General features: G+C 60.3%; 16 protein-coding genes and 1 tRNA gene. 9 read left to right on the top strand and 8 right to left on the bottom strand.

The genetic code is table 11. The features are described 5' to 3' along the window. The first annotated feature begins 66 nt into the window (after positions 1-66). Complete coding sequence (locus tag MB84_RS05960; protein WP_046291105.1) at positions 67-1,008, top strand: CysB family HTH-type transcriptional regulator; 942 nt, start codon at positions 67-69, stop codon at positions 1,006-1,008. 4 nt (positions 1,009-1,012) lie between these two features. Here MB84_RS05960 and MB84_RS05955 read toward each other — a convergent pair whose 3' ends face one another. The 3 genes from MB84_RS05955 to MB84_RS05945 are packed head-to-tail and all read right to left on the bottom strand — an operon-like array spanning position 1,013 to position 4,509. Next, on the bottom strand, positions 1,013-2,221 hold the full coding sequence (locus MB84_RS05955; RefSeq protein WP_211279351.1) for a BamA/TamA family outer membrane protein: 1,209 nt from the start codon (positions 2,219-2,221) through the stop codon (positions 1,013-1,015). A 20-nt stretch (positions 2,222-2,241) separates the two neighbouring features. Then, positions 2,242-3,414 (bottom strand): hypothetical protein, encoded by a 1,173-nt coding sequence (locus MB84_RS05950; protein ID WP_245725491.1) that lies wholly within the window; start codon positions 3,412-3,414, stop codon positions 2,242-2,244. 45 nt (positions 3,415-3,459) lie between these two features. Next, entirely contained in the window at positions 3,460-4,509 is a 1,050-nt protein-coding gene (locus tag MB84_RS05945) for a BamA/TamA family outer membrane protein (protein WP_342672640.1), read from the bottom strand. A gap of 610 nt (positions 4,510-5,119) precedes the next feature. On the opposite strand from MB84_RS05945, the gene MB84_RS05940 reads away from it, so the two are divergent. The 5 genes from MB84_RS05940 to MB84_RS28845 all read left to right on the top strand — a co-directional run bounded on the left by MB84_RS05940 (position 5,120) and on the right by MB84_RS28845 (position 9,168). Beyond that, positions 5,120-6,289 carry an ABC transporter substrate-binding protein gene (locus MB84_RS05940; RefSeq protein WP_046291104.1) on the top strand — a complete coding sequence of 390 codons (1,170 nt, stop codon included), beginning with the start codon at positions 5,120-5,122 and terminating at the stop codon, positions 6,287-6,289. 181 nt (positions 6,290-6,470) lie between these two features. Continuing rightward, a tRNA-Leu gene (locus MB84_RS05935) sits at positions 6,471-6,555 on the top strand. Between the two features lie 375 nt (positions 6,556-6,930). Further along, a complete protein-coding gene (locus MB84_RS05930) occupies positions 6,931-7,125 on the top strand; it encodes a helix-turn-helix transcriptional regulator (RefSeq protein ID WP_046291103.1) in 195 nt (64 codons plus the stop codon). Between the two features lie 6 nt (positions 7,126-7,131). Further along, entirely contained in the window at positions 7,132-7,989 is an 858-nt protein-coding gene (repC, locus tag MB84_RS31695; RefSeq protein ID WP_157122644.1) for a replication protein C, IncQ-type, read from the top strand. A gap of 579 nt (positions 7,990-8,568) precedes the next feature. Continuing rightward, entirely contained in the window at positions 8,569-9,168 is a 600-nt protein-coding gene (locus tag MB84_RS28845; protein ID WP_052653005.1) for a hypothetical protein, read from the top strand. Between the two features lie 6 nt (positions 9,169-9,174). Here the strand turns inward: MB84_RS28845 and MB84_RS05915 are convergent, their stop codons facing one another. Then, the gene (locus MB84_RS05915) at positions 9,175-10,440 is read right to left on the bottom strand and encodes an IS256 family transposase (RefSeq protein WP_046290067.1); all 1,266 of its coding nucleotides are present in this window, start codon (positions 10,438-10,440) and stop codon (positions 9,175-9,177) included. Positions 10,441-10,589: 149 nt separating this feature from the next. Here MB84_RS05915 and MB84_RS05910 point away from each other — a divergent pair, with 149 nt between their 5' ends. Both MB84_RS05910 and MB84_RS31690 read left to right on the top strand, forming a co-directional pair. Next, positions 10,590-10,991 (top strand): DUF7079 family protein, encoded by a 402-nt coding sequence (locus MB84_RS05910; protein WP_052653003.1) that lies wholly within the window; start codon positions 10,590-10,592, stop codon positions 10,989-10,991. Further along, positions 10,981-11,562, top strand: coding sequence for a PAAR domain-containing protein (locus MB84_RS31690; protein WP_084009628.1), 582 nt, complete (start codon positions 10,981-10,983; stop codon positions 11,560-11,562). Before MB84_RS05910 ends, MB84_RS31690 begins: the two co-directional genes overlap by 11 nt. Positions 11,563-11,841: 279 nt before the next feature. On the opposite strand, the gene MB84_RS05900 is transcribed toward MB84_RS31690, so the two are convergent. Then, a complete protein-coding gene (locus tag MB84_RS05900; protein WP_245725490.1) occupies positions 11,842-12,555 on the bottom strand; it encodes a hypothetical protein in 714 nt (237 codons plus the stop codon). A gap of 561 nt (positions 12,556-13,116) precedes the next feature. On the opposite strand from MB84_RS05900, the gene MB84_RS30715 reads away from it, so the two are divergent. Next, positions 13,117-13,509, top strand: a complete 393-nt coding sequence (locus MB84_RS30715; protein ID WP_211279349.1) for a hypothetical protein — start codon at positions 13,117-13,119, stop codon at positions 13,507-13,509. Positions 13,510-13,675: 166 nt separating this feature from the next. Here MB84_RS30715 and MB84_RS05890 read toward each other — a convergent pair whose 3' ends face one another. From MB84_RS05890 to MB84_RS05880, 3 genes are all read right to left on the bottom strand, one after another. Then, a complete protein-coding gene (locus tag MB84_RS05890) occupies positions 13,676-14,110 on the bottom strand; it encodes a hypothetical protein (RefSeq protein ID WP_065225757.1) in 435 nt (144 codons plus the stop codon). A 163-nt stretch (positions 14,111-14,273) separates the two neighbouring features. Continuing rightward, on the bottom strand, positions 14,274-15,419 hold the full coding sequence (locus tag MB84_RS05885) for an ArsO family NAD(P)H-dependent flavin-containing monooxygenase (protein ID WP_084009627.1): 1,146 nt from the start codon (positions 15,417-15,419) through the stop codon (positions 14,274-14,276). After that, on the bottom strand, positions 15,416-16,312 hold the full coding sequence (locus MB84_RS05880; RefSeq protein WP_084009626.1) for an AraC family transcriptional regulator: 897 nt from the start codon (positions 16,310-16,312) through the stop codon (positions 15,416-15,418). Before MB84_RS05880 ends, MB84_RS05885 begins: the two co-directional genes overlap by 4 nt. Between the last annotated feature and the right edge of the window lie 73 nt (positions 16,313-16,385).

Below are 16,385 nucleotides of genomic sequence, written 5' to 3'. Positions count from 1 at the left end.
GTAATGAAAAGGCTATATACTTCAAACGAATTAAAAATTGTTTGTATATTTTCTAAAGTTATACAAATGAACCTGCACCAGTTCCGTTTCGTGCGCGAAGCCGTCCGCCAGAATTTCAACCTGACGGAAGCCGCCAAAGCGCTATTTACCTCCCAGCCGGGCGTCTCCAAAGCCATCATCGAGCTTGAAGAAGAGCTTGGCGTGGACATCTTTGCCCGTCATGGGAAGCGTATCCGCAACCTGAGCGAGCCCGGTCGGATCATCTTCGAGTCCGTCGAACGGATCCTGATGGAGGTGGAAAGCCTCAAGCGGATCGGCAAGGACTACGCCGCCCAGGATCAGGGCAGCCTGACCATTGCCACCACCCACACGCAGGCGCGCTACTCGCTGCCCCACGCCGTGGCCGAGTTCAAGAAGCGCTATCCGAAGGTGCGTCTGTCGATTCTGCAAGGCAGCCCGACGCAGATCGCCGAGATGGTGCTGCACGATCAGGCCGATCTGGCGATCGCGACGGAAGCCATCGCAGGCTATAAGGATCTGGTGTCGCTGCCGTGCTATCAATGGCAGCACGTGGCCGTCGTGCCGCCCGATCACCCGCTGTTGCAACTGCCGTCGGTGGGCATCGAGGATCTGGCGAAGTACTCGCTGATTACTTATGACCCCCAATTTGCCGGACGCGCCAAGATCGACCAGGCGTTTGCGCTGCGGCACATGCAGCCCGACATCGTGCTCGAAGCCATCGACGCCGACGTCATCAAGACGTACGTCGAACTGGGACTCGGCGTGGGGATTCTGGCGGGTGTGGCGTTCGACCCGGAGCGCGACCGCAATCTCCGGGCGATTCAGGTGGGGCACCTGTTCGGGACGAACGTGACGCGCGTCGCCCTCAAGCAAGGCGCTTATCTGCGCGGATATGTTTTCACGATGGTTGAGCTACTTTCACCGATCCTGACCCGCAAGCTGGTCGAGCAAGCCCTGCGCGGCGAGCACGAAAGCTACGAGCTTTGAGGGATCAGAAGGCTTCGTTGATCTGAAAGTAGACGCCGCGCGTCTGGCGGCCGAAGCCCACGTCGAAGCGCACGTTCACGCGCGGCTTGAATTCGAAGCGATAGCCGACCCCGCCATTGGGCAGCCAGTGCGCCGAGGCCAGATCGCCCGGCCGCTCGGCAATCGCCCCCGCCCCGACCCACGCGACCACGCCGTGCCGCCCGACAAGATGCATCCGGTACTCGACCTGTGCCGTGAGCATGTTCCTGTCGCGGTACTGCCCCAGAAAGTAGCCGCGCATGTGCTTGCCGTCGCCAAACGTCGGCATCATGCTCCACGGCACATCGCCCCAACTGAACTTCCCATAGACATCGAACGCCAGCACATCGCGCTGGCGAAACTTCGTGTAGTGGTCATAGGCCCATTCGAGCGATTCGAACGATGTGCTGCTCCCGAAGGCGCGCCGGTAGACTGTGGTCGTGAGCGATAGCGCCTGCCCCTTGTAAGGGTTGGGGATGAAGTCGCGCGTGTCGTAGGAAAAGTTGGCGCTCAGACCGATGCTGCGCACGTACGGCCCGACGGGGTCCGTGACGAAAGCACTCGCGTCGCCCTTGTCGCGATTCACAGCGGAATCGAAGTGGGCATCGACACCGAAACCGCCGTAGGCACTCGGCCACAGCCGCCACAGAAATGTCGGACGCACGAAGGCGCTGCGTTTCGTGTACTTCTCGCGGTTGTCGTCGTTACTCGCGCGGTCGTAGCCGATGCCCCAATACTGCGTGGGCATGTTCACCACCGCGCCCGTGATGACGAAGCGAAAGCTGTCGTCGGTGAAGAACGTCGTGTTGTCGACGCCGATGCCGAACGCACCGGTCGTGGTGCCGAAGCCGTGGAGTGTCAGCGTGGAGAGTTGAGTGGTCGGCAACGCGTCGCGCGTCTTATATAGACCGACCGCCGCTGCGCCGATGCCGAAACCCATCTCCGGGTTGTAGAACGGCCCCGGCATGACACCCCAGTCCATCCCGTGACTGACATCCACCTTATCTGCCGCCCCGAGCTTCGCGAGCAGGCGATCTAGCCAGCCTTGTTCGGCAGGCGACGTTTCTGCGGTCGTCGGCGTCGTCGTCGTCGGCGTCGTCGTCGGCGGCGTCTGGGCGAACGCGATGCTACTGTGCGCGGCCGTGACCAGCACACACCCTATCAGGACGGCGCTCAGCGCCGGTCGTCGTCTCACGCTCACTGTCGGGGCGCGCATCAGAATCTCAGGAAGGCCGTGAGGATGACGTCGTTACGGTTGTAGCCGTAGCCGAACTCCGCGAGCAGACCGAAGCGCTTGCTCGCGGCCCAGCTCAGCCCTGCCACCCCGCTCCAGCTGCCCGTGACCGACTGATCGATCTGATAGTCGAGTCGCTGCGTCTGACCGCCGGCGGCTTCGATCGGCACGTCGAAATGACCGGTGATCACGGCGCGCGTGCGAAACCATGTTGCGCCGACGTAGGGGGTGAGAATGCCTGCCGATCCGAGATGGAGGTTCCAGCCGATGCGCGGCGAGATATTCCATGAATGGATGAGCGAGTCGGACATGGAGATGTCCGAGACCGTGTACGTCACTGGCAGCGAGAAAAACAGATCGCCATAGGTGCCGACCAGCGTGAATCCGCCGCCGTACGTGTGGCCGCTGTAGTCGGCGTGCGCCGTCGGCAGCTTGATCGGGTTCGCGCAGTTCGGTGGCGGACGCCGTCCCGCACATCCGATGTTCAGTCCGAAAAACTGTTCAAGCGCGGTAAGCGACGAGAAGCCGATATTGATGTCGCCACCGCCACGCACATTGCCGACGATGCCGTACACGTTCATGAACGGGAACAACCACGCGCCGAGTTGAAACTGATTCGACTCGCTGCGAATGCGCGATTGATCGAACTGCACGAAGTCGGCCGAGCGCAGGCCGTTGCCATTCGCGCCGACCATCAGGTTGCTGAGCTGATACCGCTGCGCGCCGTTGAAATACGAGTAACCGACGTCGTACGGATTCGGCAGGTCGTATCCCCGATCGACGACGCGCTGCGCAAAAAACGGCAGCGCACGGTCCCAATGTTTCGGTGCGGTCGCTGACGACGGCGTGGCGTCCGGCGAGGCGGCGCCACTCGACGATGCCGAGGCGTTTGTGGCCGCCCTGTCCTCGGGCGTGCCTGCGACACCCGACGATGGCGATGTACCCTCGCCCGAGGGCGTGGCCGTCGGCCCGATCACGCCGCGATACCATCCGCGCCGCGCCGTCACGTCGCCACCGGCGTCGTACGTTGGCGCAACCATCGTCGCCCCCGTGGCCCCTGCACCCCAGGCGGCGGCATCGCGCGTCACGCCGACAAGGCAAGCGAACGCGCCTGCCACGACCCACCAATGCCTCGCGCTACGCCACGTTCCCATGAGTTTGCCCTGCTCTCGAAAGCCGGTTGTATGGATGATCCGTCGTCAATGCCACGCGGTGCCGACCTGAATGTAGAAGGCGTTCTCCCCTTTGCTGTGGGCGACGTCGATGCCGACGGCCAGACCCAGCTTGGCGGCGACGAGGTAGCGGAACCCTGCGCCCACGCTCACGACGGCATCGGACTCGGAGAAGGACTTCCACTTGCCCCACGCACGTCCCGCACCGCCAAATCCCAACACCGACCAGCGCGGCGTGACGTTCCAACGAACTTCGGCTTCGACCATCGCCGCGTTCTGGTCCTGATATCGCCCTTGCTGCACGCCGCGCAGCTTCACATAGGGCTGCGCGTAGAACGGCGTATCGCCCGCCGAGAAACGGCCGTCGAGGCGCAAGCCGAGCACCCAGTCGCGTGCGAGCGGCAGCCATGTGTAACCGCGTCCGTTGTACGTCTCGAACGATTGCGAGCTGCCAGCCCACGGGCGCGCGGCCTGAAGCTCCAGTTCCAGATAGCTGCCGCGATTTGGGAAGAACATGTTGTCGCGCGAGTCGTAGTCGATCACCAGACCGACCTTGCCGATACGACGCTGCGCATCGGGCAAACCGACTTCCTGAGCTATCTGCCCCGTAAAGTGCGTGTTCGAATCGAAGTAGGTGTAACGCGGCCCGACATACCAATGCGAATGTCCGATGCGAAACAGCACCTGTTGCACGAGCAGCCAGCCGTTGAGCTGATAGGTGCGCGGCGAGTTCGACAGACCGTAGTAGTCCGTCTTCATATTCACTTTGGCGAGGCCGCCGAGGTAACGGATGGCGTCGCCCCCCCACGTGTGAAAGTGCATGAGGCCCGCGCCCCATGTCCCGTTCTCCGTGTACATGCCGCCGACGGCGGTGATATTCGGTGGCGTCATCACCCCGGTTTCTTTGGCGTTTCGCGCGGCGTCGGCCATCGACTCGGAAAAGAACATCAGTGCGACACCGCCGCCGTAACCGATGGCCGGCTCCGTGATGATCGTCGGAACGGGTAAAGCGCCACGATGATTCAGCAAGAAATCGCTGGCGTCGAAATCACCGTCGTCCTTTGAATGCCAGGACACCTTTTCCTTAGCCGGTCCAGTGGATGTGTCGGGTTTCTCGGGGGTAACCGCCTGATTGGCCTGACTGGGTGCGGCTGTGCCATCCGCTGTCTGCGCTCTCACCGAAGTCGTTGCAATGGCGGCACACAGCACTATTACGGCTGGCAGGCTTCGTAGAAGCGCGTCACACGTCGCGTAGCCGCTCATCGGAAGATGCGTTGCGCTCGTCAGCGCACGCTGTGCCTGCGGTGAGCATTCGCCGGGCATCGTCCTGCGCCTCCTCTCCCACGACAGTCTCGGCATTGGCTGTTCGCTCTCCGGAAACGGAATGAAATTAAGCAATAATTAATTTCCACAAACCTCAAAAATACTCAGCGAAGTAATTTTAATTACCAATTAATTACTCAACCAAATCTATTTTCAATAAAACACTAAAACAATTAACAAGCTTTAGTCAAAATTAATTTTTAAATCCCCGATAGCCGCCGGTGGTTGAACGATTGACTGGGTTCGAGGAACGACTGAGGCACGGCGACGAGTCGCTCACGACACGAATCGGGGAGTATTTTTCCTTGCTGGTATGACGCGGACGGTGCGGTATGCTTACGCGATTCGACCAAAAGGAAAACTCATGCGCTCACTTCTTCGCGGCATCCGCCTGTCGGGTGTTTTGCTTGCTCTGACGTTGTCCGGCGTGGTGACGGCGGCCCGTGCCGACCTGACCGTTGGCATCGACCTGTCCTCGACGGGGCCGGCCGCCGCTATCGGTATTGCCAGCAAGAACGCCATGCAGCTTTGGCCCGACCAGATTGGCGGTCAGAAGGTGCATTACATCTTTCTGGACGACGCCTCCGATCCCGGCACAGCGGTGAAAAACGCGCGCAAGCTCATCAGCGAGAATAAGGTGGACGTGATCGTCGGCCCGAACATCACGCCGAGCGCGCTGGCCATGCTCGACCCGATCTCCGAAGCGGAGACGCCGATGATCACGCTGATCGGTTCGGCGGTGGCGGTAGAGCCGCAGGACGCCAAGCGCCGCTGGGCCTTCAAGATGGCCGCCAACGATTCGGCCATGGCAGACGTGATGACGCGTTACATGGCCAACCACGGCGTGAAGACGGTTGGGTTCATCGGCTTTGCGGACGCCTATGGCGATAGCTGGCTCAAGGAATTCTCGAAATTCGCCGCACTGCGCAAGTTGCAGATCGTGGCGCAGGAACGCTTTAACCGGACCGACACGAGCGTGACCGGGCAGGCGCTGAAGCTGATGTCGGCGAAGCCGGACGCCATTCTGGTGGCGGGTTCGGGCACACCGGCTGCACTACCGCAGCGCACGCTCCAGGAGCGCGGTTACACCGGCAAGATTTATCAGACGCACGGCATTGCGACGTACGACTTCGTGCGTGTCGGCGGTAAGGACGTCGAGGGCACTCTGTTCCCGACGCAACCAGGCGTCGTCGCCAAGACGCTGCCGGACGGACATCCCGCCCGCAAGGCAGCGCTCGCGTTCACGAAGAAGTACGAAGCGAAGTACGGCGCGGACACCGTGACCCAGTTCGCGGCGGACGCTTACGGCGTATGGGATCTGCTCAACGACGCCGTGCCGCGCGCCGCCAAGGTTGCGGCGCCGGGTACGCCCGCATTCCGTGTGGCATTGCGCGACGCACTTGAGTCGACGCATAACCTCGCGATCCCCAACGGCATCATGAATCTGAGCCCGCAGGACCACGTCGGTCTGGATCAGCGCGCCGGGGTGATGGGACAGATCAAGAGCGGCAAGTTCGTCTACGTCTCCGACTGATATCGGACAACGGCACGATTGGCGGCGGTGCCGAGCCTGAGGTCAGGCACCGCCGGACACAAAGCTTCCGAAGCGGGGTTGTGGCGGGAGAAAATTTCGGTCATAATCTCGCCTTCGTCCGGTGAGCCATCAGGTTTATCGAACGACTCACACTGCGACACCGCTCGGTGCCCGCACACCCGCCCAGGTGGTGAAATTGGTAGACGCAGGGGACTCAAAATCCCCCGCCGCAAGGCGTGCCGGTTCGATTCCGGCCCTGGGCACCACAAAAAATTCCCTCAGCATTTTCAAGTAGTTCTGGAGCACGAAGTAATTTCCGGCTCAAGACTATTAGCTCGCGAGATTTTTACTGTGTACAGAACCGTACACAGAATCGCCGGGGATTGAAATCGATGAGAGGATAGTTGGCATTTTCGACGCGAGTGAAAAGCTCAAGCCGAATCTCTATCGAATTATCTCAATCGATAGATAAATGTCATCGCAATTCACCCAATCATCCCCCTCCAATCTCGCTATGCGACATCAGACGTAAAAGTACGTCACCGGACCTCGATGGAGCCACCCACTTCGTCGAACGAGGCATATTGAGACATTGAGGACACATTTCCGGATTTGCTCCCTCGGGGAAATGGAAATGCGTGATGAACACTGCAGACTCGCTGCTGCGACTGCCCGAAGTACTCGCCATCATCCCCGTTTCGCGTGCGACATGGTACGAAGGCATCAAGTCTGGCCGCTTCCCAGCCCAAGTGAAACTCGGCCCCCGCATCGCTGCCTGGCGCCGTAGCGATATCGACCGCCTGCTCGCATTCCTCGCCAGCGGAGATGCCGCATGAGCAAGCATGCTCCGACGTACGCGAAGCTCGCGCATGCGATTGTGCACATTCCCGGGCTATTCCGCAGCCTGGCACCCGGTGAGCGACAACGCCACCAAGCTCGACGTCTTACATCAGCTTGGCGAGGTGTCAGTCAGGTGCATCGGCTTTGAGCCCCTCGACGCTGTCGACCTACGAGTCTTGCAGGGCGTAGTTTCGATTGTCCCGTCTGAACTGGCGAGCGTTCGCCCTCTTCTTCGTGATGGCCGGACCCATAAGTCGTCGCTGATGCTAGCGGGCACCCAAATGACCGAGCGAGTGCTAGGTGCTCGCTTCAACCTTGCGGCACTGGCCCGTTCGTCAGGGTTCGACCAAGGAGGAAGTGCTTACCAAAAGATTCGAGCCTCACTCCAACGCCTTTCAAATGTCTCTGTTGTTCTGAAACGCGAGAACCAGCAGTGCTCGTGTCATCTGGTCGGCAGTTACGTGTTGGACCAACACACTGGCGAGCTCGTCATGTCGCTAAGTCCGCTACTCTCAGCGGCCGTCCTCGCAAGGCGAGGGTATTTGCGAATCAACATGAGTGAGGTGCGTCTGCTGAAGAAGGAGGTTGCGCTCCTGCTCCACAACCGCCTTCACTGGATAAACCAAGGCACTGCGCGCCACGCAACACTGGACACGCTCATTTTGTATGCGTACCCGGATGCCCAAACCGGCACGGCACTACGAAAGCGCAGGAAGGCGGTGCGCGATTCCCTCGGAGAACTTCGACGCATCGGCTGGTCTGTAACCGAGACATCGACTGGAAAATTTCGCATCAGCGGCCCCCTCCGCTCCGTAGCCGACCGCCCGCAAACTGCACCGGTCAGTACGTCAAATTGGTAACGGCCGCACGTCAAATTGGTAACGCCTCGCTTTCGGGCACAGGCAAAAATCCCAGTGAATTGAGACCGGTTTTCGACGATGCGGCCCTCCGCCGGAATGCAGTCAAGGTTGTTTATCTGAAGTGTTTTTTTTATTAATCAATAGCCCCGCGCAACAACGCCCGAACAGTTGCGCGGCATCTCGCTCACCAAAGCACTCCGCCACTGCACGAGATAGTCGGAGTCGTGGATTTTGCCTGCGGCGCGACAGCCAGGGTGAGCTGCACTTAAGGCTCGCACTTCCCCTCGCAAGAGAGAATCGGGGCACGCAGGTCGCCATGGCGCGACTTAAAACACAGCACCGTCGCAGCATTGACTGCCGTCCCGCCTGGTTGCCGACAAACCTTCGCCCACCATGTTTCTCCCCCACCGCAGCTACTAGGTAGCTGCGAAAACAAGGTTCCTTGGTTCGGCATTTCGATGTTTCGAAAGCCAGCAGACGACGTTTGGGAGCAGGCTCAACAAGAAATGGGATTTATCTCATTGACCTTGAGGAGGGGCAATAAAAAAATTGAAGGTTTATTCCTGCCGGCGGCGTCCAATGGAAAGCCAACAAGCTCTCGATGTCAAAGATACTAAACGCTTCCTCTCGCAAGACCCGGAGCTCTATCTCACAGTCAGCAACACGCCGACGGAAGAATGTCAGGACCGAATCGTAGTGCGGTGCTCAACCGCACCATTTGGTAAGTGCATCGACGCGTACCTGACGCCTGTGGACGCTGCAATTAGTGCCTGGTGGTCAAGCAGTCAGGATATTGAATATCAGGTACTGCCCTCCTCCCGCTTTGACCCCTCCGAGTTCGTTGCGGATTTCGGGCGTTTGGTGCGTCTGGCCGCAGCAGGAAAAGTCTTTACCGCGCTGACCACAATCTTGGTATTGACGGAAGTTTTCAATGCCAAAGACAAAGTTCAGGAAATTAACCGTCAAGGCTCAATTTTGGGAGGGTCATTGATGGGGGGCGTTGCGGGTAGTGCGCTCGTGTCCCCCGTTTGCGGCCCAGGGGCTCCGATTTGTGCGTTCGTTTTGATTCTCGTGGGAGGAATGGCGGGCGGAACAGTCGCGAAGAAGGTCAACGACCTTTACCAAGAAGAATTGCGGCATTTTCAAGAGTTAAAGTCAAATCTGGTGTACGGGGCGTGAGCAAGATTAGGCGGCCAGGGGCTGCTGAGCCGGTGTGCTGTCGGTCACCGGCTCTCCATCCTTGAACGTCATCCCGTCAAGCATCGTCGCGATCTTTTCGGGGGCGCGGATGCGCCGCCACGAGTCTTCGGCCGACTCGATCAGCTTGAATGCCAGGCCGAGGAACGTCGCGCGCGAGACGCAGTTGCGCGTGCGCTTGGTGCGGTGACGCACCGTCGCGAAGGTCGATTCAATCGGATTCGTCGTGCGCAGATGCTGCCAGTGTTCGGCCGGGAAATCGTAAAATGCCAGCAGCTCGTCGCGATCTTGCGTCAGCTTTTCGACCACCTTCGGATACTTTGCCGAGTGGGTATCAACGAAGTGATCGAAGGCAACCAGCGCTTCGGCACGCGTGGCGGCCATCCAAATGTCCTGCATCGCCTTTTTGGCGCGGGCCTGCTGCGATTTCGGCAGCGCGTTGAGCACGTTGCCCATCTTGTGGAACCAGCAGCGCTGATGCTCGGTCTGCGGGAACACTTCTTCCATCGCTGCCCAGAATCCCATCGCACCATCTCCGCAAGCCAGCAGCGGCCCTGACTGCAGACCGCGCTTTTTCAGATCGAGCAGCAGTTCGGCCCACGACGCCTTCGATTCCCGATACCCGTCACTGATCGCCACACGCTCTTTCGTTCCGTCCGGTTTGACACCAATGATCACCAACAGGCACTGGCCGTCGGAATCGTCGCTGCGCACGCCGGTGTGAATGCCGTCAGCCCACCAGTACACCCAGCGCGCCAACGACAACTCACGCTGATTCCACTGAGCATGCTCATCGGCCCATTGCGCCTTCAGACGACTCACCACATTTGGCGACAGGCCGCTGACCTGGCCGCCCAGCATGATGCCCATGGCTTCGCTCATGTCGCCCGTCGAGATGCCTCGCAGGTACAGCCACGGTAGTGCGGCCGACACGCGTGCGGATTTGCGAACGTACGGCGGCACGACCGCCGAATTGAAGCGGATGCCCGAACCCGAGCGATCACGCACCTTCGGTACCCGAACCGGCACCGGACCGATGGCCGTGACGACTTCGCGCTCTGGTAGGTAGCCGTTGCGCACCACGGCACGCCGACCGTCGATCGACCTCACGTTGCTGTACTGTTCAAGCATGCTCGCCAGTTCCGCTTCGACTGCCTGCTCGATGATCTGCCGCGCGCCTTGCTGGATCAGTTCATCGAGCGCGCTCTTCGTTTGTGCTTTACTGCCGTTCGTTTCTTTCGTAATCTTCTTCATGGTGGTCGGGGCCGGCTCGCGCCGGCTTTGCTCGGTGTGCCTTCGACAAGCAACATTCTCAGCTAAACCGCCACCGCCTTCTCATATTTCCCAAAGCACCCCGTACACCAGATTCGACAATAGCTCCATTTTCAAGGTTGGAGAATCAAATGACCGACTCGGCACGCAGAAACTGCTGGATTACGCTTTCAGACCTTTTCGTTGACAACGTGGTGGATGTCCGAAGGGTAGCGTTTCAGTTGGTACGGCATTGCCAGCCAATGACCGATGAGGACATCCGACGAGCATTCTTTTACGAGGTGGCGCCCGTTCTTGGAGCTCAAACGCTCTCCCCTGCACCATTGGTATGGACCGAGTTTGATTCGGATGGGGTAATCGAAGATGTGACAGCGCGAATCCAGCGTCGTGCTTTGAGCCCGTTCTTCCATATGCGTTGCCTGATTGGCGATTTCGCTTGCCGACTGTGGTTTGCATCCATTTGGAAGGACGTGGCCAAGGCCGTTGCCGAGGAACGTAGCTCGAGCCAAACTGGAGCTATGAATGCGCCGTAATTTCTTACTCAAAGGGGACCAATCTACGAACGGTGGCACTGTTCTAGAAGGAGACCCGACGTTTACGTGTGACGGCATCCCCGTGGCATTTCACGGTGCAAGAGTCTATTGCCCTGCATGCAAGTCGACAGGGGCAATTGTTGGGGCCGGGCCAACGCTGAGCATGACAAACGAGAAAGGTCAGCAGCAAGCCTTGGAGGGAGACTTGTGCGTTTGCAAATGCGAACCACCGCCAAGAATGCTGGCGTCTCGCCGAGACACGTTCCTAGACTTATCGGTTGAGCAGTTGACGGAGCAAGGATACGACGCAAGCGGTCGCAGACAACCGCCGGCCGCTCCCACCCAACGCGGGCGTCTTGTGTTCAAGTCGCGCGACGGGTTCTCGGTTGCTGGCCTGCGATGCCGGGCGTATTTTTCCGACGGCTCGTCTGTTGACGGCGTGTTCGACGGGCAGAATCGCCTTGTCTTCGACGATGTTTCGGCGCTTGACTGTCGCCACCTAAGAGTGATGGCTGCGGCCCCCGTGCATGGCTCCATGTGCGACTCCTTCCTGGATGCGATTGCACGATAGAGGCGAGCGCGAACGGAAACCAACGCCCATCAAAGCTGGATAGGGGTAGAAAGGGATACGACAACGGTTGCGCAGTTACTCACTCCAGTCATACCTACCCCAGCGCGTACTTCACAGCATCAGTTGCTGCTTTTCGTGCGCTGGGGCGACGGCCACTAGCCCCGAATCAGTCACTTAGATCCACTTGTGGCCCGCATTTGAGAAACTCAGCATGAGCGTCTCGCATAGCCCGAATAGCGCCGTCAACCGCTCCCGCAGTCATTCAGCCCGTCTGACGGCTCAGTCCTGTTCCCGCGCTACATTCACCGCCCCCGACATCTCGTCGACCACGACAATCTTCTCCAGCGCATGCCGGTCCTGGGTCATGTGGTAGTACCGCTTCATCCTGCCGTGAATGTCGCGAGCCAACAGAACGTGCGTTGCGTCGACGGTGACGTCCTTCGCTTTGCGGACGTCCGGCGCTTTCGCATAGAAGTCCCGCCTCACCCCATCGATGACCGGCATGGCATTTGTGAGTGCGCGACGCGTTTCCGGCGTCATCGCCGATTGCAACGTCGCATCCATTTCACGGGGAGAAGGTCCGAGCGCGTGAGATGGCAATTGGCCCGCCATCGGACGCGCACGCATCAGCCCGCTTGCCATTCCCAAGGTTGCGCGTCGCGCTGAAGGCAGCACCAGATTCAGCTTGTTTAGCGTACCAATCCATTTTTGCCCTTCGCCTGAATTCCCTGCCGGGTTCAAGTCGGCGTGATGTGTCGCCACGACGAGGTTCGCATGCCGGTAAAGACTGCCGAAAATACCTCCGTCGACGCCCGTCTTTCCGCCAAACGCGTTTTTCCTTAACTGCGCCTCCGACTCCTCGTAACTGCCGCCGATGTCGTTCGAGCATCGAACATAGTCCGCAATCAAGGCAGGCAGGACTTGCCTGTGTGTCCCGTCCTTCGCCTCGACCTGCATGCCACCGCTGCGAAACACCGCAGCAACATTCGCCATGTCCTGCGTGTTTACCATCACGGCGCAAGCTCGGCAATACAACGTCATCCACGGAAATACGTGGGGGAAAAGACAGAATTTTCATGATGCGACGACTTTTTTGAACTCGGAGATATCTGGTCTCAACCTGTTCGATGACCCTATTTCTCTCCGAGCTTCGCCTTGCGGCGAGATCGCCATGTGTCCCCGCCGTCATTGCAACGGCATCGGCATTTCGAGAAGAGCCCCGCTGAACGATGTTTTATGTCCTTAGGCTATACGCACAACGAGGAATGCCGATTCTATGGTTCGCTCATTGCATATCCCACGTGACAACCTCATCGGGTCCGTTCGCTACGGCTGGGCAATCGAGTAGCCGTCGCCTCGACACCACGTAATTTCCGAATCGGTTGATAGCGCGGAGACCTCGCGTCGAATGCCGCACAGTCCGGGTCAAATGTCTCGTGACGCGCGGAACACCGCGTAGCACATGGATCGACGCGCTCACAGGGTTTTCGTATTCAATTGGGAAAAGCGCTGAAGCGTTACGCGTGACAGCGATCAGGTGGAACGATTCGGACGATGCTGAAACTCACGTCACTTCACGCCTGCGATCATGAAAACACCCTAACCGTACATTTATGGGAGACCTTCATGAACGCTTCTAAGGACGCGAAGACCGAGAAGCGCAGCGACGTCGTTAAGAAGAATCGCAAGCGCTGCAAAACACTGACCGTGCCGAAATCGCTAGCCCGACAAGGTTACGTAGTTTGGTTTTATGAGCACGGGAAATATCTGGGATTGGCGTGGAACGAAACGGCTTCGGAAATTGAAAAAGCGCACGTCACCGACGACGATCACGCGATCTATTTCGAAACGTTCGCGCAAGCCGCAGTGGCGTGCGACAAGTTCGTCAGTCCGTGCCGCGTACTTCATTCGCCAGGCCCCGGCGAGCGGCCCAAACTCATGGGCTAGTCGCGGCGGACGACCCGCCGTTTGTGGCGGGCCGTCCGTGTCGGCAGACGATCTGAAAAGGTTGCACGAGCAGCAGCCCCAGCGCGTGGCTAGCAAACCGTGTCGGCGATCCCGCCCTTTGGGTGCGCGCCACGTCGGCGTCGCCACGACGTGGCAATCCTGGCGATTACGGCGGGTTGATCTTCGAGAGAAAGTGCGTCGCGGCGACGAGCGCCGTGCCGACCGTCACGATCGTGCCGACCAGCCGCCAAGTGAGCGCATGTAGTTCGCGATGTAACCCGATACCCAGCGCATGCACATCCGATCTTACCGACGCGATCTCGCCTGCTATTTCGCTGCGCACTTTGCCGAACTTCTGATGCATCTCGATTCTGAGGCCGCCAGCTTCGCGGTGTATCTCGGCACGAACCGTGCCGATCTCCCTCGCGAGATCTTCCTTGGTCGCCAAGGTCGGAAGCATTGCCTCGACCGACGCGATTCTTTCATGCAACCGCATCTCGTCGTGCTTGTGCCGGGCATCCGCGTGCCCTGCTTTGAACCGTGTAATACGTGAATCAATTTTCCGGAGTGTTCCCATCTTCATCTGCACCTTCTGTCGCATCGTCGCCCTCACCTCGCAGGCGTCGACGCGTTGGATAAACGATGTGCAGTGACGGCGCTTTCGTGCGAAAAAATGCGGCTTTTTTGCGATCGTCCGGCTCCGCTACGCTCGCGTCCGTCACTGCATGAGAACCACTCTATCCCGCAGCGCTGTGCTTTCGGTTCTACGTAGTCGCGGACGCAGGCGCAGCGAGGTGGGTGACGATCTCTTGGGCCGTCGCCCGCGCGCTTCGCATCACGCCGATCAGGGTCGCCGACGCATACCCCGTCCACTCGCCGTAGCCAACGAGCCACAGTCTGGGTTCATCGACGCTCCTCGTTCCAGCGACGCGAATCCGCCCATCGGTCTGCGCGATGCCCAGACCGCGCAGATGCCCCAGCGAAGGCCGGAATCCGGTGCACCAGATGACGACATCGACCGGCGTATGCGTCCCGTCTTCCCAGACGACACCGTCCCCGACGAATCGCGCGAATGGACGCACTGTGTGCAGCACCCCACGCGAGCGCGCCTCACACACCGACGGGACCATGACGATGTGTCCCAGCCCGCTGTCGGGATACGGGTCGGGCATGCCGTGCTGCGAGGCCTGCCAGCGTGCCGTTGCACGTTCGAACAGCACGCGCCCGTCGACGTCGTCCGGCAAGTAAGACGGCGGACTCAGCGTGACCCAGGTCGCCTCGCTCACCCGCGACACTTCGGCATAGATCTGCGCCCCTGAATTGCCACCACCGACGACCAGCACACGCCGCCCGTGCAGCCCCTGTGCGTCGGCGTATTGCGCCGAATGCATCTGAAGTCCGCCGAACGCCTCCTGCCCCGGATAGGACGGCACGTACGGCGAACGCCACGACCCCGTCGCGCTGACGACCGTGCGGGCCAGCCAGTCGCCGCGATCGGTACTCACGTGCAACCCGTCTGCCTGTGCAACAACGTTCGTCACGCTCACGGGACGCAACACCGGCACTTCATAACGCGCTTCGTACTCACGCAAATACGTCACCACCTCATCTCTCGACGGGTAATGCGTCTCGCCACCGCGCATGGGCCGCCCTGGCAGCGACGACCATTGCGCGGGCGAAAAAAGTTGCAACGACGCCCACGCGCGTTGCCATGCGCCGCCCGCAGCCGGCTGATCGTCGAGCACCTGATAGTTCACCTGCCATCGGCGCAGGAAGTACGCCGTCGCCAGCGCGGATTGTCCGCCACCGATCACAAGCGTATCGACGCGCCTTGCTGAGGGCGACGAGGGCGACGAGGACGGCGAGGGAGAAGATGACCAAGGCGGCGACGCCACCTCTTGCGGGCTCATGCCCCCTCCTCGTCACCCGCCTGTACACGCGGCCCCACCTGACGGAAATAGCGGCCCGGCGATTCACCGAAGGCACGGCGGAACATGGCGATGAAATTGCTGGGGGTCGAGTACCCGAGCGAGTCGGCAATCGTGCCGACCGGCTCGCCGTTTGCCAGCCGCTCCAGCGCACTCACCAGACGCGCCTGTTGCCGCCACTGCGTGAATCCCATCCCCGTCTCGGCCACAAACAAGCGCCGCGCCGTGCGCGACGACATCCCGGCATGCTGCGCCAGCGCCTCCAGCGAGGCCTGTCCGCCAAGATCGTCGAGCACGGCACGCGCCACGCGCACCACGCGTGCGTCGGTCGGCATCGGCAGCCCGAGCGGTTCGGCGGGCGCCCGCGCGATCTCGTCGACCAGCACCTGCGCCAGGCGCGTTTCCTCCTCCGTCAGCACCTCGCGTGTCGCCCACGACGCCGCCCGTTTGACAAGGGCCGCCAGCAACTCCGACACGCCCACGACACAGGGGGTGGACGGCAACGCCGTGGCGGCCGACGGCGCGACCAGCACGATCCACCCGCTCACCACACCGGATAACGACACACGGTGCGTCAGGCCGGGTGGAATCCATCCCGCACGGTAGGGCGGCAACACCCACGCGCCGAAAGGCGTATGCGCCTGAACGAGTCCCGAGTGAATGCAGAACAATTGGCCCCGGACATGCGAATGCCAGTCCAGCTCCCGCGTGCCGATCCTGAACAGACTTGGATCATGATCGCTCCCGCCGAAGGCCCATACCGGCGGGCCGTCGGGCCGGTCGTTCGGCTTGTAGCGGGCGAACGGCGAGTCGTCGAGCCGCAGCAGTCCCTCTTCGGGCCTCGCGCGAGATAGGTCGGAATAATGGCTGCCCATACGTTTGTCCGATTTGCATTGTTTAATGACCAAACGATGTTATCAGGTCACGGCGCAGCGCACAGACAATGAG

Source organism: Pandoraea oxalativorans, from assembly GCF_000972785.3.
Lineage (GTDB): Bacteria > Pseudomonadota > Gammaproteobacteria > Burkholderiales > Burkholderiaceae > Pandoraea > Pandoraea oxalativorans.
The sequence above is the reverse complement of the archived record's forward strand: the minus strand, read 5'-3'. Positions and strand labels throughout refer to the sequence as shown.